Below are 21,468 nucleotides of genomic sequence, written 5' to 3' on the forward strand. Positions count from 1 at the left end.
GCGGTCCTGCGCGGGCGGCACTGTTGATTGTTGACGTTGGCGGGGGTTACTTTTCTTCGCCTGCCTTGGTCACAACGCCCGGGACGATCGGCTGCTTGGCTTCAACGGTCTCGCCCTTGATGACCTTGCCGGCGGTCGCCACCGCCACCTTGCCCATCTGGTCGGGATATTGCGCGATCACGCCGACCATGACCGGATCGTTCTTGACCGCATTGCGGGCTTCTTCCATGCCGTCGAAGCCGATGACCTTGACCTGGTCCTGAAGCTTTGCCGACTTGACGGCCGAGGCAGCAGCAAGCGCCGCATCGTCACCGAAGCCGAAGATGCCGACGACATCGGGGTTAGCCTGCAGGATGTTCTGGGCGGCGGCAAGCGCCTCGGGCCGGGTGATGCCGGTCTGGATGGAGACGATCTTGATATCGGGATGCGAAGCAATCGCCTTTTTGAAGCCTTCGACGCGATCAACCACGGACTGCACCGTCGGATAGTCGATGACGGCAACGTTGCCCTTGTCGCCGATCTGCTTGGCCATCAGCTCGCCGGCCTTGACGCCGCCGGTATAGTTGTCGGTGCCGACATGCGAGGTAACTTCAACGCCCTTGGCTGGAACGTCGACGGTGATCACCTTGATACCGGCCTTCTGTGCCTTGGCGATGGCGGATTTCACGCCCGTGCTGTCCACAGGCGAAATGATGATGACGCTGACGCCCTTGGTGATGAAATCTTCCACATCGGCGAGCTGCTTGTTCAGGTCCTGATTGGCAATCGCGATTTCAAGCGGCAGGTTTTCCGCCTTGGCTTCCGCGGTCATTGCCGAAGCGAGCGAGATATAGAACGGATGCTGCTGGGTGAGCAGCGAAGCGCCGATACCTTCGGCAAAGGCGCCGGTGGCCATCAGTGCGGCGGCGCCAGCAAGAAGCAGTTTGGTAAGATGGGTACGGATCATTGTTCCCTCCAGAACAGTTGTTTTCTCGAAAGCCGGGCAGATGGGCATTGGCGATACACAACCGGATACTGCATGGCTGTTCTGCCGTGCTTCGTCCGTTGGCGATGGCCGATGCTCCTCCCACCTTTGTCCGCCGCATGGATGTTCAATTTATATTGCTGTGTCAATATAAAAATTTGCGCGCGTAAAGTTTATTGCAGAAAGATGGTCCGCATTCGCCACTGCATTTATTCGTTTGATGATGGCTGCTTGATGTCAGGCCCATCATTTCGCGGGGTGTGATCGCGCAAGAGATAATGGGACGCAAGGAGCACCGGCTCCAGGATGACCACGCCGAACAGGATGCCCGCAAGCCGGTCGATGCCGGGTTCCAGCGCGGCGCTGGTATAGGTGTCGGGCACGAGAACGACAAGAAAGGCGAGGACGAACTGCGTTCCGATATAGCTGATGGAGGAGTTGCTGTTTTCGATATGCCGCCCGATGAGGACCCCGATGCACACGCCAAGCGTCATGAGGACAGGCGAATGGTGGCTGCCGAGCAGGATGATCGTGGCGATGAGGCCGCCGACGCTGCAGCCGACAAAACGCAACACCAGCCGCGATGTGATCGGGTTCAGCACGCTTGTCGCCAGGCTGCTCACCGGAATCATCATCACGGCCATGATGGTAATGCTCGACTGGCTGAGGGAGGTGATGCCCGTCCACAGCCATATCCATGGGATCAGCCCCAGAGCGACTGCAGCCTGCAGCGCATGCTTTGCGGCGCCCCGGTGCCAGACCACCGAGTGCCTTATCGCAGTCTGGGCCGGTGTTTCCCGGGATTGCCGCGGCAGCCGGCGTCTTATGGTAAAGGTTGATACCGCGCTGACGAGAATGCAGGCGAGGGTGCCCGCAAGGATTTCAACAAGGCGCGACTGGGCAAATGGCAGCACCGATTCCGATGGATGTTTCATGCCGTCGATCAGCACCATGCAGAATGTCAGCCCGGTGAACAGCCAGGCATAGCTGCGTTTTCCGACGAGGGCGAAGTAAAGGGTGACGCCGCCGATAATGACGAGCGACAGGCTGAGAAGGAACGGCGTGCCGATGACAAGCGGGGCCAGGGCCAGAGCGGCACCCGCACCCGCCGATGTGCCGATGATGCGCAGAATGCCGCGGGTGAGGCTTTCCGATACATGCGAGCGCATCACCATATAGCCGCTGAATGCCGCCCAACCGACGTTTTTCGCTCCAAGGATGTGTGCGAAGATGATGGCGAGGAGCACGGATATGACGCACTCGAATTCATCGACCATCCGCGGTCCGGGCCTTGCCAACGACCGGAGTTCCCGCAGGCTTGCGGTTGCAAAAACAGTAAGGCTGGCTGTGGCTTGCCGCAGATAGTTCATTGTTTGCTTCTACCGGTCTTGCGGCCAGCTGTCGATGTTTCGATTCCCCAAGCAAGACGCGGCTTCCGAACCAATGCCCCTCTTGTTACTCTTGCCCACCCTTAACGCTGGAGCATTGCCATGGGCCACGCATTCGACGCGATCATCATTGGGGCGGGGCAAGCGGGTCCATCGCTCGCCGGCCGTTTGACGGCGGCTGGTATGAGCGTGCTGATCGTCGAGCGCAAACTGTTTGGCGGCACCTGCGTCAACACCGGCTGCATGCCGACGAAGACGATGGTTGCCAGCGCCTACGCGGCGCACCTTGCCCGGCGCGGGGCTGACTACGGTGTTGTGATAGAACAACCCGTTCGCGTCGACATGAAGCGGGTGCGGCAGAGGGCCGACACTGTCTCGTTCAATGCCCGCACGGGCGTCGAGACATGGCTGCGCGGCATGCGCAATTGCACGGTTGTCGAGGGACATGCCCGGTTTGCCGGCGCGCATACGCTTGCTGTCGACGGTGTGCTCTTTCAGGCGCCGCGCATTTTCATCAATGTGGGCGGGCGCGCCAATATTCCGGATATGCCGGGTATTCGCGATGTCGATTATCTCACCAATACGACAATGATGCAGCTCGACACCTTGCCCCGGCATCTGGTGGTCATTGGCGGCAGCTATATCGGCCTCGAATTTGCGCAGATGTACCGGCGCTTCGGGGCGCAGGTTACCGTCGTCGAGAAGGGGCCCCGGCTGGTTGGACGCGAAGACGCCGATGTATCCGAAGCGATAAGGACCATTTTGGAGAATGAAGGCATTGCCTGCCGTCTCGATGCCAATTGCATCGCGTTCAAGCGGCATGCCGATGGCACGGAAGTTCATCTCGATTGCGATTCCGGTGCGCGCAATGTGGCCGGCTCGCATGTGCTGCTGGCGATTGGCCGCCGCCCCAATACCGACGATCTCGGTCTGGACAAGGCAGGCATTGAGACGGACGAGCGTGGCTACATCAAGGTCGATGACTTCCTGGCGACAACTGCCGAAGGGGTCTGGGCGCTTGGGGACTGCAACGGGCAGGGCGCATTCACCCACACGGCCTATAATGATTATGAAATCGTGGCGGCGAACCTCCTGGATGGCGAGAGCCGCAAGGTCAGCGATCGCGTTCCGGCCTATGCGCTCTATATCGATCCGCCGCTCGGACGGGCCGGAATGAGCGAAACCCAGGCCAGGGCAACCGGCCGCCCCATTCTGGTGTCGAAGCGGCCGATGAGCCGGGTCGGCCGGGCTGTCGAGAAGGATGAAACGCAGGGCTTCATGAAGATCGTTGCCGATGCGCAGACACAGCAGATTCTGGGCGCGGCGATTCTCGGCACCAGCGGTGATGAGGCGATCCACGGGATAATCGATGCGATGAGCGCCGGGGTGGGTTACCCCGCGCTCAAATGGGCGGTGCCTGTCCACCCCACCGTTTCCGAACTGATCCCGACGGTTCTCGGGGATTTGGCGGCTCCGGTGCCGACATGACCGGCCCCGCGTCAAAGTGGAGCGACGGCGCAACTTGTTCCGGAGAAAATTAGAGGTTATTGCCTTGTTCAGATATGACGGATAGCCTTTATGCGTGTTTGCGGTCGATATCCACGCCCTCCAGTGGTTTCGTCCGATACGGAATACAAGGGGAGGAGATGATGTGATGACCACTGCACTCAATACAGCCGATGAAGCCGCCATTCAGCAGTGCGAAGAGCGCTTGAGGACTGCGATGCTGAACAGCGACGTTGAAGCGCTGGATGCCCTGCTGGCCAACGACCTCATTTTCATCGATCATCAGGGGCGCCGGATCGAAAAGGCGCAGGACCTTGAAGCGCATCGCAGCGGTGTCCTCGCGCTCGAACAGATCGACGTCCTCGACAGCATCATCCGGCCGCTTGGCAACGCAGTGCTGGTTTCATTGCGGGTCCGGTTTACCGGAACTTATTACGGCGAAAAATTTTCTGAAAAACTGGCCTTTACCCGTGTCTGGAGCCGCACGGCGGATGACTGGGCCGTTACCCTGGCCCATTGCTCCAGAATCACCATGTAGGCAAAAGCGTGAACTGACCGTGAAACCCCGGTCAGTTCGTCCATGTGCGCTCAAGAATGCTTATCCAGTTGCCGTGGCAGATCTTGTTGAGCGCGTCACCGTCATAACCCGCCTGGCGCAGGGCATCGACCAGCAATTGCAGGTCGCCGGCATCGCGCATAACGGCTGGAATGGTTGTGCCATCGAAGTCAGATCCAAGCGCAACATGATCGATCCCGATGCGGTTGACGATGTAATCGACGTGCCGCACCAGCTCGCTCAATGCCGTGTCGGGATTTTTCACGCCGTCCTGGCGCAGGAACAGGACGCCGAAATTCAGGCCGACCAGCCCGCCTGTATCGCGGATCGCATCGAGCTGGCGGTCCGTCAGATTGCGGCTGTGCGTGCACAGCGCATGCGCATTGGAATGCGAGGCCACGAGCGGCGCGTCTGATATGGCCGCAATATCCCAGAAGCCCTTTTCATTCATGTGGGACAGATCAACCATGATCCGCAGTTCATTGCAGGTGCGGATCAGCTGTTTGCCATGGTCGGTCAGGCCCGGCCCGATATCCGGGGAGCTGGGGAAGCGGAAGGGTACGCCATGGGCAAAGATATTGGTGCGGCTCCACACCGGTCCGAGCGTGCGCAACCCCGCCTGATGCAGGACGTAGAGCGCATCGAGGTCGGGGCCGATGGCTTCCGCGCCTTCGATATGGAGCACGGAGGCAAATGCCCCGTCTTTCATCGCGTTGCGTATATCATCTGCGGTCCGGCAAATACGCAGCCGGTCCTCCGCCTGACGTTCGATCCGTGTCAGAAGCGCGGCCATGGCCAGGGTGGTATTGAGCGCGCTTTCCATATCCGGCGTGTTGTAATCGCCGTTGGCATTCTTCTGCGGCGATGGCGTCGGAACGTAAATCGCGCACAGTCCTCCTGCCAGCCCGCCCTTTTTGGCGCGCGGCAGGTCGATATGACCCACATTTTCCCCCTCGATGAAGCGCTTCTCCGGCGACGGCTCGCGCGACATCCAGAGGCGGAGCAGGACATCGTTGTGCCCGTCGAAAACCGGGACGATTGAATGGCTGGTCATGGGTCAGGAAACCTTGGTGCGTTTTGCGGTGGCGGGAGCGAGTCCCGAAGCTGTCACCAGCTTTGGCGTGAATACCGGCAAATGGCAAATGCGTTTTCGGTCGTTCCTCATGCGCGCAACGCATCGTACATATGCACTTGCCGCATGCACGGTGTGCATAGGTACTGCCAAAATCGGCATTGGCCGCCCGTTCAAACGGCATGATAGAGCCTGCTTAAAAAAATGACACGCAAGAAATTTGGGCGGCGAGCCAGTCAGACGATGTCTGCGGCGGGGCGGCGTCCGGGAACAAAAGAACCATGAGCAAAGGGGCACGCACCATGATCTCAAGACGCAATCTGTTGATTGGCGGCGCAGCGATACCGTTTCTATCCTATGTCAATCTGACCCAGGCATTTGCCGATACGCCGAAGGACATTCTTGTTGTCGCGCAGCAGATCGACAACATGACCAGCCTCGATCCGCATGAAAGCTTTGAGGCGGTCGGCAGCGAGATTGCCGGCAATATCTATCACAAGCTGGTGCATCCCAATCTTGAGAATGCCGATCAGGTCGATGGCGGCCTGGCCGAATCATGGGAAGCCGATGCCGACGGCAAAGTGTTCACGTTCAAGATGCGCGCGGGTGCAAAGTTTGCCAGCGGCGCGCCGGTGACAGCCGAAGACGCGGCATTTTCCCTGCAGCGCGCCGTCAAGATGAACAAGGGACCTGCGTTCATCATTACGCAGTTCGGCTTTACCGCCGAGAATGTCGAGCAGCAGATCAAGGCTGTTGACGACAAGACTTTGAAGATCACGCTTGAAAAGCCGGTTTCCCTGTCCTTCCTGCTCTATTGCCTGTCGGCCAATGTCGGCAGCATCGTCGAGAAGAAGGTGGTTCTGGAAAATGTGGCGGGTGACGATTTCGGCAATGGCTGGCTGCAAAAGAACAGTGCCGGTTCCGGCGAATGGGTGCTCATGGCCTGGAAGCCCAGCGAAAGCGTCACGCTCAAGGTGAACCCCGAGGGTGCCTATAAAGGCAACATCAAGCGCATCATCCTGCGCCACGTGGTTGATCCGTCCTCCCAGCTGTTGATGCTGCAGAAGGGCGACGCCGATATCGCGCGCAACCTGACGACCGAGCAGCTGCGCACGCTTCAGGGCGACGAGAACTACACGCTTGTGCAGAAGGGCGTGGCTTCGCTGGTTCTCATCTCGCTCAACCAGAAGAACCCGAATCTGGCCAAGCCGCAGGTCTGGCAGGCGGTCAAATGGGCGATCGACTACAAGGGCATCCAGCAGAACATCGTGCCGCTCACCCATAAAATCCATCAGAGCTTCCTGCCCGAGGGCTTTCCCGGTGCCGTGAACGACACGCCTTTCCAGAAGGATGTCGAGAAGGCCAAGGCACTCATGGCCGAGGCAGGCCTTGCCGGCGGTTTCGATATCGTCATGGACCATTATTCGGCCCAGCCTTATCCGGATATCGCGCAGGCGCTTCAGGCGAACCTTGCCGAAATCGGCATCCGCGTTCAGCTGCAGGCGGCCGAGAACCGCCAGGTTCTGACGAAAATGCGCGCCCGTGAACATCAGATGGCGCTGTCCGCCTGGGGTTCGGACTATTTTGACCCGCATGCTAATGCCGATGTGTTCAACATCAATCTCGACAATTCGGACAATGCAAAAACCAAGCCGTTCCTCTGGCGCTCGTCCTGGCAGGATGCGGAAATGACCAAAAAGGCCGAGGAAGCCCGCGACGAGAAGGATCCTCAGAAGCGCATCCAGCTCTACGAAGCCTTGCAGAAGGCGCATATGGAGCACAGCCCCTTTGCCCTGATGCTGCAGACAAAAACCACCGCTGCCTGCCGCAAGGCCGTTTCGGGCATGCGCCTTGGCACATTGTCTGACTCCCACTCCTATGCAGGGATCGCAAAGGCTTGAACGCGCGGATAAAAAATCTGTCCAGCCTTCTCGGCAGTGTCTTCCTGACACTGCTCGGGCTGACGGTGATCACCTTCATGATCGGCCGCGTCATGCCGGTCGATCCCGTGATTGCTGCCGTTGGCGACAATGCGCCTGAGGCCGTCATCGCCCGGGCGCGGATCGAAATGGGACTGGATCAGCCGGTTGTGATCCAGTTTCTCCACTATCTCGCACAGATCGTTCAGGGTGATCTCGGCAAATCCATCCTGACCCGCAATCCCGTCGCGACCGATATCGCGCGGTATTTCCCAGCCACGCTGGAACTGGCAACAGCGGCGCTCATTCTTGCCGCCGTGATCGGTATTCCGCTGGGCGTATGGGCTGCTGTCCGGCAGGGAAGCTATGTCGACCAGACCATCCGCGTCGTCTGCCTCGCCGGCCATTCCGTTCCGGTTTTCGTGCTGGCGATGATTTCGCTGCTGGTGTTTTACGCCGTACTCGGCATTGCGCCGGGGCCGGGGCGTCAGGACATCATTTTTCAGGATATGGTGCCGCACGTCACCGGCATCCTGACAATCGACTCCATCATTGCCGGGGATTGGGATGCGCTTTATGACGCGCTCATCCACATGATCCAGCCCGTCTGTATCCTCGCTTACTTCAGCATGGCCTACATCACGCGCATGACCCGCGCCTTCATGCTGGATGCGCTCAAGGGCGAGTTCGTCATTACCGCGCGCGCCAAGGGGCTTTCTGCCGCCGCTGTTGTCTGGAAACATGCCTTTCCAACCGTCGCGGTCCAGCTCGTCACGGTTCTCGCGCTCACCTATGCGGGCTTGCTGGAAGGGGCTGTGGTCACGGAAACCGTGTTCAGCTGGCCGGGTCTTGGGCAATATTTGACCATCTCGCTGATGAATGCGGACATGAACCCGGTTGTGGGTGCAACGCTGCTGATCGGCCTGATCTATGTCGTCCTCAACCTGCTCGCCGATATCTTATACAAACTCTTGGATCCACGCGTCCGATGATACAGACATCTTTTCGTAACTGGGCGCTGGATGAAACCCCCGCCTCGCGCTCGCAAGCCAATTGGGGACGCCGGTACCGCATCTGGCTGAGCCTGAAGTCCAATCCTCTGGCGATGATCGGCCTTGGCATCATCCTGCTGTTCGCCCTTTTGTCACTGCTTGCGCCCTTGATCGCGCCTTATGATCCGAGCCTGCAGAACCTCGGCAACAGGCTGGCGCGTCCCTCCGCAGTCCATTGGTTTGGAACGGACGAACTGGGGCGGGATATTCTGTCGCGCATCCTGTTTGGCGGCCGCGTCACGTTGGGAATGGTCGTATCGGTGGTTGCCGTCGTTGCGCCTATCGGCCTCGCCGTCGGCTGTGTTGCCGGATATATGGGCGGCGTGGTCGATTCGGCTCTCATGCGGATCACCGACGTGTTTCTGGCATTTCCGCGTCTTATTCTTGCGCTCGCCTTCGTTGCTGCACTGAAGCCGGGCGTGGAGAGTGCGATCCTTGCCATCGCCCTGACCGCCTGGCCGCCCTATGCCCGGCTGGCCCGCGCCGAAACCATGACGATCCGCAACACCGATTATGTCGCCGCGTACCGCCTGACCGGCGCCTCGCGCTGGCGTATCATGTTGCGCCATATCGCGCCGCTGTGCGTGCCGAGCCTGATCGTGCGCACCACGCTCGATATGAGTTCGATCATCATCACTGCGGCCAGTCTCGGTTTTCTCGGCATGGGCGCGCAGGCGCCGTCTCCGGAATGGGGCGCGATGATTGCCACGGCCAAACGCTTCATCTTCGAACAGTGGTGGGTTGCGACAATCCCGGGAATGGCGATCTTCATGGTATCGCTCGCCTTCAACTTCCTGGGTGATGGCCTGCGCGACGTCCTCGACCCGAAGCAGAATTAGGAAACAGGATGCTGGTCGATATCAAGAACCTTCGTATTGCCTTTGAAACGCGGACAAGCCGGTTCGAGGCCGTGCGCGGCGTATCCATGCAGCTGGGTACCGAAAAACTCGGCATCGTCGGCGAAAGCGGATCGGGCAAGTCCCTGACGGCGCGCGCCCTGATGAAGCTTCTGCCGGGCAATGCCAAGATTGAAGCGGATAAGCTTTCATTCGATGGCATCGATATTCTCGGCGCGTCGGAGCGCGGGATGCGCCAGATCCGCGGAAAGCGCGCCGGATTCATTCTGCAGGACCCGAAATATTCGCTCAACCCGGTGAAGACCATCGGCAGCCAGATTGCCGAATCATGGCGCACCTACAAGAAGGGCAGCCGGAAACAGGCGGCGGAAGCCGCCATTGAATTGTTGGATCAGGTCATGATCCGCAATCCGCGCAAGGTGGCGGGTGCCTACCCCAACGAGATTTCGGGCGGCATGGGACAGCGCGTCATGATCGCCATGATGCTGGCGCCCGATCCGGAATTGCTGATCGCCGATGAACCGACCAGCGCACTCGATGCGACGGTGCAGGCGGAAATCCTGCGTCTCATCGACGATCTCGTATCGCGCCGGGGCATGGGCCTCATCCTGATCAGCCATGACCTGCCGCTGGTCTCGCATTTCTGCGACAGGGTTGCCGTCATGTATTCCGGCCGGGTTGTGGAAGAGCTCAAGGCGTCGGAACTTGCCAAGGCACAGCATCCCTACACGAAGGGCCTGCTGAACTGCATGCCGTCGCTGATGCACCCCAAGGAAAGACTTCCCGTTCTCACTCGCGATGCAGCGTGGCTCAACCCATGATCAAGGTCGATCAACTCAGAATCTCATTCGGCACGCATGAAGTTGTCCGCGGCGTTTCCTTTGATGTTGCCAAGGGCGGCAGCTTCGGCATCGTTGGGGAAAGCGGATCGGGCAAATCCACGGTTTTGCGCGCGATGGCCGGCCTCAATGAAGACTGGAGCGGGCGCATCGCCTTCGACGGCATGGATGCGCCGCTGAAACGTCCGCCGGCCTTTTTCCGTCAGGTGCAGATGGTGTTTCAGGATCCTTTCGGTTCGCTTCACCCGCGCCAGACCATCGACCGGATTCTCAGCGAACTCCTGCTGGTGCACAAACTGCCGGACGTTGAAAAACGCATCAAGCAGGCACTTTCGGACGTTGCCTTGCCGCAGACCGTGCGTTTTCGCTATCCGCACCAGCTTTCCGGCGGCCAGCGCCAGCGTGTTGCCATTGCCCGTGCGCTGATTGCCGAACCGCAGGTCCTTCTTTTGGATGAGCCGACCAGCGCGCTTGACGTGTCGGTGCAGGCCGAAATTCTCAACCTTTTGGCCGATCTCAGGCAGGCGCGGAATTTGACCTATGTCCTCGTCAGCCACAATCTGGCGGTTATTGCACATCTGTGTCCGCAGCTTGGCGTCATGCTGAACGGCGAGATGGTCGAGCAATTGAGCGCCGACGATCTGCGGGCGGGACGCACGAAACACGCGCATACGTCGGCACTTCGCACGTTGAGCATCGATCTCGAAGAACCGGCATAGTGGAGGACCGGATGTCTGTCAGTTTGAATTGGGTGGCCGCTGCGGCCTATGCCGAAACCTGTGCCGGTCAATGGCCTGCCAGCGAGCCGGGCGGTGCCATCATCGGTTTCGATAGGCAAGGCATCCGCTTCGCCTATGCCGGAGGATTGGAAAGCCTCGCGACAGGCATGGCGTTTTCACCGGACAGCGTGGTGCGCTACGCCTCGGTGACCAAGCATGTGTTTTCGGCCATGGTGCTGCAAAACGCTGATCTTGTCGGGCTGGATGATCGTCTCGGTGATCACCTTCCGGAGCTGCAGCCGCCGCTTGCCGATGTGACTGTCGGCCGTGCTCTCGACATGAGCGGCGGACTGCCGGACGTGCGCGAATGCCTGACGCTTCTCGGACTGTCCGTTTATACGGAAACGCAGAAACAGCCGCTCCTGGATTTTCTCAGCTCATTGACGCGGCTGAACTTCGATGCCGGCACGGACGTTTCGTACTCCAATAGCGGCTATCGTCTGGTCGAGGCGGCTCTTGAACGCAAGGGAAAGACCTTCGACGCTTTTGTCCAGAATGAGATTGCCGGTCCGCTCGGTATCTTCCTCAAGGCACCGGAGGTATGGAACGATCCGGTTTCCGGTCTGGTGCCGGGCTACTTCAAGGACGGTGAAATGTGGCAGCTCAGCGCTGCGGGACTGCATATCTCCGCTTCCGGCAGCCTGACGGGGAGCGGCAACAGCCTTGCCGTGTGGCTGCAGCATTTGCTTGCGGGCGGCGATCGCCATGCGGGTCTGCTCGCGGCACTCGCCGCCACCCGCTGCATGGCCGATGGCCGCCCATCCGATTACGGGCTTGGACTGCGCTGGTCGGAACTGGCAGGGCGCCGTTTCGTCGGCCATGGCGGATCGCACCCCGGTTACAAATCCTATTTTCTTCTCGATGCGGAAGCGGGAACCGGGTTTGTCGTCGTTTCCAATCGCGACGATACCAATGGCTACAAGATTGCCCTCACCGCGATGGGCGCCCTCACGGGACTGCCGCTGCCGCAGACGAACTGCACCATCCCCGATGGTCTCTACGTCACGGAAACCGGCCCGTACTGGATTGAAATGGCCGGCGGCATTGCCACTTATCTCGACGCCGAGGACACGCTCTACGATGAAGGCGATGGCTGGTTCTCATCGCGATCCGCTTCCTCGCCGATGCGGCTGCGCTGGACGGGCAGCGCTCTGGAAGGCGAGGCGGGTTATGTCGAGCGGCGGTTTTTGCCGGTAAAGCCGGAGCAGGCATCCGCAGATCTCAACGGCCATTGGGTCGCCGCTCAGTATGGGGCGCGGTTCGATATATCCGATGGCATGGTGAGCATGGGGATCGGCCCGACGCGCCATGCCATGCCTTTGGTTCCCCTTGGCAATGGCCGTTTCCTCTTCACCCTTACCGATGGGCCCTGGCGCAAGCGCATCTGCCTGCATGATCTTACCGGCGGAAAAGTCGAACTGGTCCTCAGCCGCAGCCGCATGATGGAATATGCGCTGGCCCGCTGATTTTGATTTGAAATCCGCACCGCTTTCCGTAATACGGGAAGGCGCCCGCCAACCGCGGGTGCCTTTTTGTTTTTTAAGCAGGAACCGTCCCATTGGAAATCAAGTGGCTCGAAGACTTTCTCGCGCTGGCGAATACGCTGAATTTTTCGAAAGCTGCCGATGAGAGACATGTCACGCAGTCCGCTTTCAGCCGGCGCATCAAGCAGTTGGAAGCCTGGCTCGGAACGACCCTCATTGACCGGGCGACCTATCCGTCCCGCCTGACCGACGCGGGAGACAAGTTTGTGCCCGTCGCGCAGGAGGCGTTGAAGACGCTTCATCAGGCCCGGCGCAAGTTCAAGGTGGATGAGGGCATCGATGCGCACACGATCACCTTCACGGCGCTGCACACCCTGTCATTCACCCTTTTCCCGGAATGGCTGAAGGCGCTGAACACCAAGACGGGACCGGTGTTTTCCCGGCTGCGCCCGGACTCCGGCATCATGGAGCAGAACGCCAATTCCCTGGTGGACGGTGAATGCGATTTTCTGTTGACCTATGCCCACGCGTCGGTGCCGTTGCTGCTCGATCCCCTGGAGTTCGAGTATCAGCTGCTCGGTTCGGAAAATATCATTCCGGTGTCGGTGCCTGGTGCCGATGGAGAACCGTTGCATGCGCTGGGCGGCGAGGGGAAACCGGTCGCCTATATCAGCTATGAAAAGGCGTCGTTCTTCGGCCAGCTGATGGCCGACCTCTTTGCCAGACGGCAGCCGGACTACACGCTCGTGCATGAGGGCAGCATGGCCGTCGGACTGACGGGCATGGCGCTTGCCGGCTGGGGTGTCGCCTGGGCACCGGAGAGCCTGACGCGTGCCGATCTCGCGCAGGGCGCACTGGTCCGTGCAGCCGATCCAAGCTGGGATATCAACGTTGATATCCGGCTTTACCGTTCCCGGCAAAACCGGCGGCCCGTGGTGCGCCGCGTGTGGCAAGCCATTGCTGAAATGACTTCGCCGCATTGAGGCGGTCGGGTCTGCCGCATCCTGTCAGGATAGGCAGACCCGCGGCGATGGTCAGACTGCGGTCTTGCGCGCGTGCTCGATATAGAGTTCGCGCAGGCGCTGCATGACGGGGCCGGGCGTGCCATTGCCGACGGGCTGGCCGTCGATCGTCGTGACCGCCAGCGCGAAATTGGATGCGCTGCTCATGCCGGCTTCCGTGGCGCTGAGCGCCTCGGCGAGACTGAATGGCCGCTCGTCGATACGCATGCCGGTCTCCTGCGCCAGTTGCAGGAGAGCGAGGCGGGTGCATCCGGGCAGCGTCTTGCTGCTGTTGCCGCGGGTGACGATCGAGCCTTCCGGTGTCACGATATAGGCCGTCGAGGATGCTCCTTCGGTGACCAGTCCGTCTTCGATCATCCAGGCTTCCTGGCAGCCCGCTTCCTTGGCAATGCGCTTGGCCAGGACTTGCGGCAACAGGCAGGTGCTCTTGATATCCCGGCGCGCCCAGCGCATGTCGTCGACGGATTTGATGGCGAGCCCCGTGTTCACCGCCGGCAAATCGATCAGCTTCTTGACCTGGGTGAACATGATGAGGGTCGGTTCGAGATCATCGGAAAACAGGAAGTCGCGTTCCTCGGCGCCGCGCGTCATCTGCAGATAGATCAATCCCTCAACCAGCGCATTCCGCTCGATCAGCGTTTTCTGTATCTGCTCGATCTCATCGGGCGTGACCGGCATCCGGATGCCGATTTCGTTCGTCGACCGTTGCAGCCGCGTGGTGTGGGGCCTGCTATCGACCAGCTTGCCGTCAAGAACGGCGGTGACTTCATAGATCCCATCGCCGAAAAGAAAGCCGCGGTCGAAAATGGAAATGCGTGCTTCCGCAACGGGAACGAACGCGCCGTTGACGTAAGCGATGCGGCTGTCGGCCGAGTGTTTCATGGGAACTCCTTGGTGTGAAAAGGGGGATGGGCCGGAGAATTCACCGCCGGGCGAGGCGTTTCAGTGTTTCGAGCGAGACGGCTTCGACCCGGTTGGGGCTTGATGTGCCGGCGTTGAAACCTTCAGTGGTTTGCGCCACGCACAGCGAATTGAGGATGCTTTCTTCCGTTGCTTCGATGGCTGCCTCGAACAGCGGCGACACAAGTTCATTTGGCAGATCCGGTATTGCCGTGACCTTCTTGCGCTGGTTTTTCGTGCGGCGAACCTCCGCCGCGGTGGAAAAGGCCAGGGCATAGTCGCCGGAACCATTGCTCAGCGCTGCACCGGTTCGGGCGAGGCCGCCAAAAGCACGCGTGGCCAGACGCTTCAGATTGCGGTCCGACAGAGGCGCGTCGGTAGCAACGACAATGACGATGGAGCCGTCCCGGTCTTCACTTGCGGAGCTGGCATAGGGCGTGCCGTCAATGCGCAGATGTCCGCCGTAATTGGACTGGACGAGAACGCCGACGGTATAGTCCTTGCCGCCTGTCCTGACGCATCTGGAACTTGTGCCGATGCCGCCCTTCAGGCCGAAAGCCACCGTTCCCGTGCCCGCGCCGACGCTGCCTTCCGCCACGGGGCCGCCGGTCGCCGCTGCAAGTGCCTCGCCCATCTCTTCGATGCTGGGGCGCGCGCTGCGGATGTCATTGAGACGGGAATCATTGGTTTCGCCGACCACGGCGTTGATGGAGACCAGCTGGCCATTGTCCGGCTGCGACAGGGTCCAGCGGTTGATGGCTTCGATGGCCCTGCCGGTTGCCAATGTGTTTGTCAGAAGAACCGGTGTTTCCATCTCGCCCAGTTCTTCGATCTGGGTCGAACCGGCAAATTTTCCGTACCCGTTGAGCACGGCTATCGCCGCCGGTACCTTGTCCTGAAACAGGTTGCCGCCATGCGGCAGGACCGCGGTGGCACCGGTGCGGATGGTTGCGCCTTCGACAATCGTTGCATGCCCCACACGCACGCCAGCCACGTCGGTGATTGCATTGAGCGGACCGGGCGGATAGTGGCCGGGGGCGATGCCGATATCGCGCGCTCTCGCTCGTTGTGTATTGCCGTTGGCCTGTGTCATGCCATGCGCTCCCTTGTGCAGTTTTCATAGCGTTCTTCCGCATGGGATGGCATCGCAAATGTGGAATAGTTCTATGTCGAATGCGCAATAGGCACGGTACGGGCCGGTATTTTGGCCTATGGTCTTCCGGTTCGGACGTGGCTGATGTCCAGGATCAAGGCGCAGATGCCGAGGACAGCACCGATCGCGCAGATGAGACCCCAGCCGCCCGAAATCCACGCGATGCCGGCAAGTGCCGATCCCATCGCGCCGCCGATGAAGAACTGGCCGACGAAAAGACCGTTCAACCGGCTGCCTGCCTCGGGCCGCAGCAGGTTGATTTCCCGCCGCCCAAGCGTCTGGTCGCCGGTCACCCCCACATCCAATAGGACGGCGCTGAGGCCGAGCAGCGTGAGCAAGGTGAGGGGTGACGCCATATCGGAACAGCCAGCTATGGCAGCCAGGCCGAATGCCAGAACGATGAGGATGTGGCAGGCGAGCGTCGCCATCACCGTCCAGCCGCGGTCGCCCATCCGGCCAAAGATCGGGGTCACCACGGCACCTCCGGCACCGGCGAGAGCAAAGAGTGCAATGCCGGCTTGCCCAAGAGCAAAGGGAGGCAATGCCAGCCGCAGCGCAATTGCCGTCCAGAACAGGCTGAATACCGCCATGGCAAGACTGGCGGACAGTGCGCGGCGGCGCAAGACGGGCTCCTCGCGCAAGAGGCTCCAGAGCGATCCGATCAATTGCGGATAGGTCTGTTGCGATTGCGGTTTGCGCGTGGGAAGGCGATAGGCGAGCACGCTCCCCAGGATGAACATGGCCAAGGCGCTCGACCAGTAGAAGGTACGCCAGCCAAGCACATCGGCGAGGGCGCTCGCTATCGGTCTCGATAGCAGGATGCCGATCATCAACCCGCTCATGACGTCGCCGATCGCCTTCCCCCTGTGGTCCGGCGATACCATGGCTGCGGCCACCGGAACCAGTATCTGGATCGCCGAACAGGCCGCGCCGAGCACAAGCAGCGCGATAATCAGGGAAACCGCGCCGGGCGCAAGCGCAGTGCAGACGGCGGCCGCAACGGCGATGGCGAGCATCCGCAGAACCAGCCGGCGATTTTCCAGCATGTCGGCGAGGGGGACGAGCAGGAAGAGCCCGGCTGAATAGCCGATGAGCGTTGCCGTTGAAATGAAACCATTCATCGACGGCGTCAAATGCAATTCGGACCCGATGATGCCGACCAGTGTTTGCGACGCAAACAGGTTGGTGACGATGACACCGACCGCGGAGCCGAAGAGGATGGTGAGGGAGGCAGGCAGGGACGATTCTGCGCTGTCTGGCGCGCAGTGCGCAGCTTGGATCGGGTGGGACATTCCAGCTCCATGAATGGGTGTCGATGGTGTTCGACCAGACTTTATGGACCGTTCCCGTTATGATACAATTGAATACAAAGTATAATGATTATGCGAGATTCGTATGAACATCCCAGATATTCAGGCCTTTGTTGCGGTGGTTGAAACGGGCTCCATCGTTGCCGCCTCGACACGGCTGAACCTGACGCAGCCTGCCGTCACACGGCGGGTGCAGAACCTGGAAAGTGCCGTCGGCAAGACACTGCTTGACCGGCACTCCAAGCCGCTTAAGCCCACAACGGCCGGGCGATCCGCCTATGAACACGGCCGGCGGGTCCTGCATTCCATCGAGAACATGAAAGCCGAGGTTTCACCAGAAGGCGAGTTGTCGGGGGAGTTTCGCCTTGGCGTCATGCCCTATCTGTCCAATGCGGCGCTCAGCCTGCCGATTGACCGGCTTCGCGCGGAGTTTCCGCGGCTGTCACTGAAGGTCGGTTCGGGCTGGTCGCCGCGTCTGATCGAACAGGTGCAGCGCAATGAGATCGACGCTGCCGCCATCTGTCTGGCTGAAGGCATCAAGCCGCCGGACGATCTTGTCAGCCAGAGTTTCGGTTTGCAGAATGTGCTTCTCGTGGCGGCACCCAGCCTGGGTATCCGGTCTCCGGCGACATTGCTCGATCTGTCCCGCCATCCCTGGGTCATGAATGAAAGCGGCTGCGGTTATCGCACCTTCATGCGGGAAACTTTTGATGCTGCCCGCCTGCCATTCGATATAGCGGTGGAAACCATTAGTTCCGATTTGCGCCTGTCACTGGTGGCACGCGGAATGGGCATTGGCATCATCACGCCGTCGGCGCTGATTGAAAGCCAGTGGCGCGATGCCGTTGCGGTCGTCGAGACCGTCGACTTCCACCCCAAGGTGGAAGTCTGGCTGCTGCATCGCCCGCCCGCTGGACGGCTGGCGGACCCGATCGCACGATTTGGTCAAGCACTGTCTGAAGCACTTAATCCAGTTTAGCGGTTCGAAGGAAAATATGCAGCTGCAAGAATAACTTGCAGCTGATACCTCACTCAATCTCTGTCACCGCCGCGTGGGTAGCTCACGGGCATACAGGCCGGGGTGAGACGGTTTAATGCTGAGGTTTGACCTCGAGGAAAATGCCGGCCTCGCGTGCGGCATCAACAAAGGCACGCCGGGCCTTGTGGGCGGGTTTCCACCCGTCAAGGGCGTCCATACAGGATTGGAGTGCCTTCCGGTATTTGGGGCCGTGATTGCGCGGCCAGTGGATTTTGAGACATTCTACGGCCTCCCATGTGCTGTAGATCATCCTCTGTCCCGCAATTCCCAATCGTACTGCAACGGGGACAGAAAAACGTTTTTCACTCATCTTTTCCTCTTTTCCATCGCATGATTCCAACGCATCAATGATCTCAGGATTTTGGGGCAGCAATGAGTCATGGCCGCCACAACCGGCTTTACGCCACGCGTGTGTCAGAGCGATGTGGGGACATCGCCGTGATCCACGCGGCGCGAAAATTCCGTCTCCAGGCCCTGGGCAAGCCGTGCCGCCTGACCGATCCAGTCTTCCCGTTCGATGCGTCCGGGAAAGGCGAGATAGCTGCCGACCCACTCCGCATTCTGATGGGTCCACGCCGCGATCTGACTGAATGTCCAGATGCCGAGCTCGTTGAGTTTGATCTCGTTGGTGTGGCCGACGCCCGCTATCCGTTTCAGATTGTCGGGGGTTGCAACCCTGTCGATTGACGGCGGGCGCTGTCCGGGATGACCATCGCTGGCGACAATTGTTGCGGCGGGAACGGCGGCGGTTGGTGCAACCGCCGGGGCAACAACGGCTTGCTGCTGTTGGATGGCCGGTTCGGCGGCGCGCAGGCTTGCCAGCCAGCTGCCGGCGAAATAACCGACGATGTAACTGCCGGCAAGCAGCAGAGCCGCTTCCAGATACTGCCCGGCAAGGCCCGGCAGCCATTTCAGCACCGCGACCACGAGGCCAATGATGAAGAGCAGACAAAGCAGCTTCAACCAGCCTGGCCAGGAAGCCGAGCGCCGGAAGGTCATGAAGCCGACCGCAACGCCCAGAACAAGCGCAATCAGCATCCAGGGCCAGTACGTCGAAATCAGATAGGTCATTGCCGTTCTCTCCTATGTAACAGAGAATTCGATCGGGCGATCAAGCGCCTTGCCTATATCAGTATCATTCGATGCAGTCGGATAGGGGGAACCGAGGCCGACAGCAGTCAGCTGCTCGGGTGATAGGACGGTATTCGCCAGGCAAGTGGTGCTGGACTTTATCACTTTGACGGCCGACTCATCGCATTGTTCTCCGATGAATAAAACCTTAAGTTGCAGTGACAACCTATACGTTTCCGCGCCGTCTTTCTAGTGACGCAATTTGTCCGGATTCTGCCCGATTGGTCCATAAATCGCCAGAACAGTGCTCGCTGGCCGTCCGGTTACCCGCTCAAGCGACGATGGGCACGGCAATGTCATGTCCGGCAGTTGCCTTGACATTGTTTCGGCCGCTGTGTTTTGCCCGGTACAGCGCCTTGTCGGCATTTTCCAGAATCTGGTCCGAACTGTTGAAAACACCGCTCCGCATCGACGCGACGCCAAGGCTGGCGGTCATTCTTATGATCTCATTCTGCGGGGCATCGATGCGCAGGCCGCTGATCGACGTCCGGATGGCTTCTGCCACGAAGAACGCTTCCTCCAGGCTGCAGGCGGGCAGAACAAGGGCAAATTCTTCTCCGCCATACCGCGCGATATGACATGTCCGGTCCGAACAGACGCTGCTGAGGACGCCAGCGGCGGCTTTGAGGCACGCATCGCCCGCCTGATGGCCGTAACGGTCGTTGATGGACTTGAAGTGATCGAGGTCGACCATGACGATGGCCAGATCGTCCCCCCGCTCGACGGATGTATTGAACGCCTCCGCCAGCTTGCGCTCAAAACTGCGCCGGTTGGCGAGCCGGGTCAGGCCATCCTCTTCGGACAGCGTGTGCAGAATGGTGTTGGTTTTCAACAGATCGCGCGACACCCGGCCATAGGCCTGGATGGCATCGAAAATGGTCGAAAGCTCCCGGAACAGGGGATGGCGGAATTTGACGTCGCCCGCTTCCTGCCGGTCAATGGAACCAAGATAGTTGATGGCGGTATGAATGGGGGCAATGATGTGGCGGGCCACAACGAACAGCGCGCCGATGGCAATTGCCACGGGGAGTATCAGGATGACGATCCACGCCAGCTGGATCATTCTGGCGGTTTTCTGAATATCGCCCGACATCGCATAGGCGAGCGCCGCGGCGTCGGTCGTCAGGTCCTGCGTCAGGCTGTCGGTCAGATGCATGGCCGACTGATAGGCCTCGAGCGCCTGCTTATCCAGCTGTGCGGCGGAAATCCCTTCTGTCTTCGTTTGGGCCAATGTCTCGCTTCGCCGGATCTGTTCCCGCTTGGCTATGATGCGCTTTACCTGTTCGGCCACCTCCAGCACCTTGTCGGCCAGTTGCGCATTGTTATCCAGGGTGAAGCTTCTGGCGAGGACATGGGTCTGCAGTTGCACCTGCCGTTCAAGCTCGCGGTCCCTGGCGAGATAGGCTGACCGGACAAGGGATGCCAGCCGTTCGATCTTCAGGGCATTGCGGTTCTGGGCCAGGACGAGCGGCAGCTGGTTTTCCTGCGCGTAATCGGCGTTGCTTTCGATCCTTTGCAGCAGGAAGAATGAATAGCCGGCCGCGGCCACGGCATAGACGAGGACAAGCGCAATCAGGAGCTGACCCGCTGCCCGCATCGAAATTTGCATTCCCTGAAAAGGATGACGCATGTCGGGTAATGGCCTAATAGATGCTGAAGGGAAAGTAGTTGTTGTTGATCCGGTCATAGGTTCCGTTGAGCCGGATCTGGCTCAACGCCTCGTTGACCCGCCGGATGAGCTCTGTATTGCCCTTCGAGGCCGTCACGTGTGACGTGCTGCGCAGGAGATCGCTGGTGAGCGGATCGCCGACATAGTCGAACCTGGAATTTTCGGGCGACTGCAGAAAGGCAAGCAGTTCTATCGAGTCCGCCAGCATCAGCTCGACATTGCCGGAAGTCAGCAGTTTCTGAGCGGAGGGCTGATCCTTAGCCAGAATGATCGTGCTTTCGGGGTAGACTTTCTTGAGATACTCAGCCTGCATCGTATCCTTGCCCGCGCCGATTTTAATGCCCTTCAAGGCAGCGGGGGAAATGTCGTGAAATTTCTGCGGATCGCCGGCAAAGGCCGAATGGGAACGGTAATAGGGCGTGGAAAATTCCATGCGCTTCGCGCGTTCATCCGTCAGCGACATGCTGGCAACCACCAGATCGTATTCGTGCTGTTCAAGCCGCGTGATGATCTCCACCCACGGCACCGTGACCAATGAACAGTCTGCGTCCATCTCCTTGCAGAGGGCATGGGCGATTTCGACATCGAAACCGGTCAGCTTGCCGGAGGCATCGATGAAATTGAAGGGAGGGTAGGCGCCCTCGGTCGCTATTCTCAGTGTCTGCTTTTCCGCCGAAGCCATGCCGCCGAGCGAAATCAAAGCTGCAATTGCAAGAGCCAATACCGATTTCATCTTCTGTGCCCCAAATAGCATTTTGAACCATTTGGTTGCCTCGAAATGAATAAAGTGTAACCGGCGCCCCGCGATGTCGCGACATGATTTATTTT

Annotated in this window: 21 protein-coding genes; 11 read left to right on the forward strand and 10 right to left on the reverse strand. The window is 59.8% G+C overall.

Translation table 11 applies throughout. The annotated features are described in order from the left end of the window. Nucleotides 1-46: 46 nt before the first annotated feature. Together ACTJJ7_RS13140 and ACTJJ7_RS13145 are read right to left on the reverse strand one after the other, a co-directional pair. Complete coding sequence (locus ACTJJ7_RS13140) at nt 47-946, reverse strand: substrate-binding domain-containing protein (protein WP_130271686.1); 900 nt, start codon at nt 944-946, stop codon at nt 47-49. Nucleotides 947-1,173: 227 nt separating this feature from the next. Then, nucleotides 1,174-2,334, reverse strand: coding sequence for an FUSC family protein (locus ACTJJ7_RS13145; protein ID WP_440967365.1), 1,161 nt, complete (start codon nt 2,332-2,334; stop codon nt 1,174-1,176). A gap of 120 nt (nt 2,335-2,454) precedes the next feature. Here ACTJJ7_RS13145 and ACTJJ7_RS13150 point away from each other — a divergent pair, with 120 nt between their 5' ends. Next, the gene (locus ACTJJ7_RS13150) at nt 2,455-3,840 is read left to right on the forward strand and encodes an FAD-containing oxidoreductase (protein WP_440967367.1); all 1,386 of its coding nucleotides are present in this window, start codon (nt 2,455-2,457) and stop codon (nt 3,838-3,840) included. A 166-nt stretch (nt 3,841-4,006) separates the two neighbouring features. Then, nucleotides 4,007-4,396 (forward strand): nuclear transport factor 2 family protein, encoded by a 390-nt coding sequence (locus ACTJJ7_RS13155; RefSeq protein ID WP_105733499.1) that lies wholly within the window; start codon nt 4,007-4,009, stop codon nt 4,394-4,396. 31 nt (nt 4,397-4,427) lie between these two features. Here ACTJJ7_RS13155 and ACTJJ7_RS13160 read toward each other — a convergent pair whose 3' ends face one another. Then, a complete protein-coding gene (locus tag ACTJJ7_RS13160; RefSeq protein WP_440967370.1) occupies nt 4,428-5,468 on the reverse strand; it encodes a dipeptidase in 1,041 nt (346 codons plus the stop codon). On the opposite strand from ACTJJ7_RS13160, the gene ACTJJ7_RS13165 reads away from it, so the two are divergent. From ACTJJ7_RS13165 to ACTJJ7_RS13200, 8 genes are all read left to right on the forward strand, one after another. Continuing rightward, the gene (locus ACTJJ7_RS13165) at nt 5,467-5,694 is read left to right on the forward strand and encodes a hypothetical protein (RefSeq protein WP_440967372.1); all 228 of its coding nucleotides are present in this window, start codon (nt 5,467-5,469) and stop codon (nt 5,692-5,694) included. The genes ACTJJ7_RS13160 and ACTJJ7_RS13165 overlap by 2 nt on opposite strands. Nucleotides 5,695-5,788: 94 nt before the next feature. Then, the gene (locus tag ACTJJ7_RS13170) at nt 5,789-7,387 is read left to right on the forward strand and encodes an ABC transporter substrate-binding protein (RefSeq protein WP_105733872.1); all 1,599 of its coding nucleotides are present in this window, start codon (nt 5,789-5,791) and stop codon (nt 7,385-7,387) included. Then, nucleotides 7,384-8,397: an ABC transporter permease gene (locus tag ACTJJ7_RS13175; protein ID WP_105733501.1), complete on the forward strand. Its 1,014-nt coding sequence runs from the start codon at nt 7,384-7,386 to the stop codon at nt 8,395-8,397. Before ACTJJ7_RS13170 ends, ACTJJ7_RS13175 begins: the two co-directional genes overlap by 4 nt. Continuing rightward, the gene (locus tag ACTJJ7_RS13180) at nt 8,394-9,296 is read left to right on the forward strand and encodes an ABC transporter permease (protein ID WP_130271678.1); all 903 of its coding nucleotides are present in this window, start codon (nt 8,394-8,396) and stop codon (nt 9,294-9,296) included. Before ACTJJ7_RS13175 ends, ACTJJ7_RS13180 begins: the two co-directional genes overlap by 4 nt. 8 nt (nt 9,297-9,304) lie before the next feature. Next, nucleotides 9,305-10,135, forward strand: a complete 831-nt coding sequence (locus ACTJJ7_RS13185) for an ABC transporter ATP-binding protein (protein ID WP_440967375.1) — start codon at nt 9,305-9,307, stop codon at nt 10,133-10,135. Continuing rightward, entirely contained in the window at nt 10,132-10,872 is a 741-nt protein-coding gene (locus tag ACTJJ7_RS13190) for an ABC transporter ATP-binding protein (protein WP_130271674.1), read from the forward strand. The genes ACTJJ7_RS13185 and ACTJJ7_RS13190 overlap by 4 nt, the downstream gene beginning before the upstream one ends. Nucleotides 10,873-10,883: 11 nt before the next feature. Then, the gene (locus tag ACTJJ7_RS13195) at nt 10,884-12,398 is read left to right on the forward strand and encodes a serine hydrolase domain-containing protein (protein WP_440967377.1); all 1,515 of its coding nucleotides are present in this window, start codon (nt 10,884-10,886) and stop codon (nt 12,396-12,398) included. 92 nt (nt 12,399-12,490) lie between these two features. Then, on the forward strand, nt 12,491-13,399 hold the full coding sequence (locus ACTJJ7_RS13200; protein ID WP_130271670.1) for a LysR family transcriptional regulator: 909 nt from the start codon (nt 12,491-12,493) through the stop codon (nt 13,397-13,399). 51 nt (nt 13,400-13,450) lie between these two features. Here ACTJJ7_RS13200 and ACTJJ7_RS13205 read toward each other — a convergent pair whose 3' ends face one another. From ACTJJ7_RS13205 to ACTJJ7_RS13215, 3 genes are all read right to left on the reverse strand, one after another. Then, on the reverse strand, nt 13,451-14,320 hold the full coding sequence (locus tag ACTJJ7_RS13205; protein WP_440967379.1) for a D-amino-acid transaminase: 870 nt from the start codon (nt 14,318-14,320) through the stop codon (nt 13,451-13,453). A gap of 40 nt (nt 14,321-14,360) precedes the next feature. Further along, entirely contained in the window at nt 14,361-15,431 is a 1,071-nt protein-coding gene (locus ACTJJ7_RS13210; protein WP_440967380.1) for a DmpA family aminopeptidase, read from the reverse strand. A gap of 116 nt (nt 15,432-15,547) precedes the next feature. Beyond that, on the reverse strand, nt 15,548-16,783 hold the full coding sequence (locus ACTJJ7_RS13215; protein ID WP_440967382.1) for an MFS transporter: 1,236 nt from the start codon (nt 16,781-16,783) through the stop codon (nt 15,548-15,550). A gap of 103 nt (nt 16,784-16,886) precedes the next feature. Between ACTJJ7_RS13215 and ACTJJ7_RS13220 the strand changes: the two genes are divergently transcribed. Next, nucleotides 16,887-17,780, forward strand: a complete 894-nt coding sequence (locus tag ACTJJ7_RS13220) for a LysR family transcriptional regulator (RefSeq protein ID WP_440967384.1) — start codon at nt 16,887-16,889, stop codon at nt 17,778-17,780. A 112-nt stretch (nt 17,781-17,892) separates the two neighbouring features. Here the strand turns inward: ACTJJ7_RS13220 and ACTJJ7_RS13225 are convergent, their stop codons facing one another. The 4 genes from ACTJJ7_RS13225 to ACTJJ7_RS13240 all read right to left on the reverse strand — a co-directional run bounded on the left by ACTJJ7_RS13225 (nt 17,893) and on the right by ACTJJ7_RS13240 (nt 21,373). Beyond that, nucleotides 17,893-18,150 carry a DUF982 domain-containing protein gene (locus tag ACTJJ7_RS13225; RefSeq protein ID WP_105733511.1) on the reverse strand — a complete coding sequence of 86 codons (258 nt, stop codon included), beginning with the start codon at nt 18,148-18,150 and terminating at the stop codon, nt 17,893-17,895. A 104-nt stretch (nt 18,151-18,254) separates the two neighbouring features. Continuing rightward, nucleotides 18,255-18,911 carry a hypothetical protein gene (locus ACTJJ7_RS13230; RefSeq protein WP_440967386.1) on the reverse strand — a complete coding sequence of 219 codons (657 nt, stop codon included), beginning with the start codon at nt 18,909-18,911 and terminating at the stop codon, nt 18,255-18,257. 331 nt (nt 18,912-19,242) lie between these two features. Next, complete coding sequence (locus tag ACTJJ7_RS13235) at nt 19,243-20,568, reverse strand: diguanylate cyclase (RefSeq protein WP_440967388.1); 1,326 nt, start codon at nt 20,566-20,568, stop codon at nt 19,243-19,245. A gap of 46 nt (nt 20,569-20,614) precedes the next feature. Beyond that, entirely contained in the window at nt 20,615-21,373 is a 759-nt protein-coding gene (locus ACTJJ7_RS13240) for a transporter substrate-binding domain-containing protein (protein WP_440967390.1), read from the reverse strand. Nucleotides 21,374-21,468: the final 95 nt, after the last annotated feature.

This window comes from Phyllobacterium sp. 22229 (assembly GCF_052056495.1).
GTDB lineage: Bacteria > Pseudomonadota > Alphaproteobacteria > Rhizobiales > Rhizobiaceae > Phyllobacterium > Phyllobacterium myrsinacearum.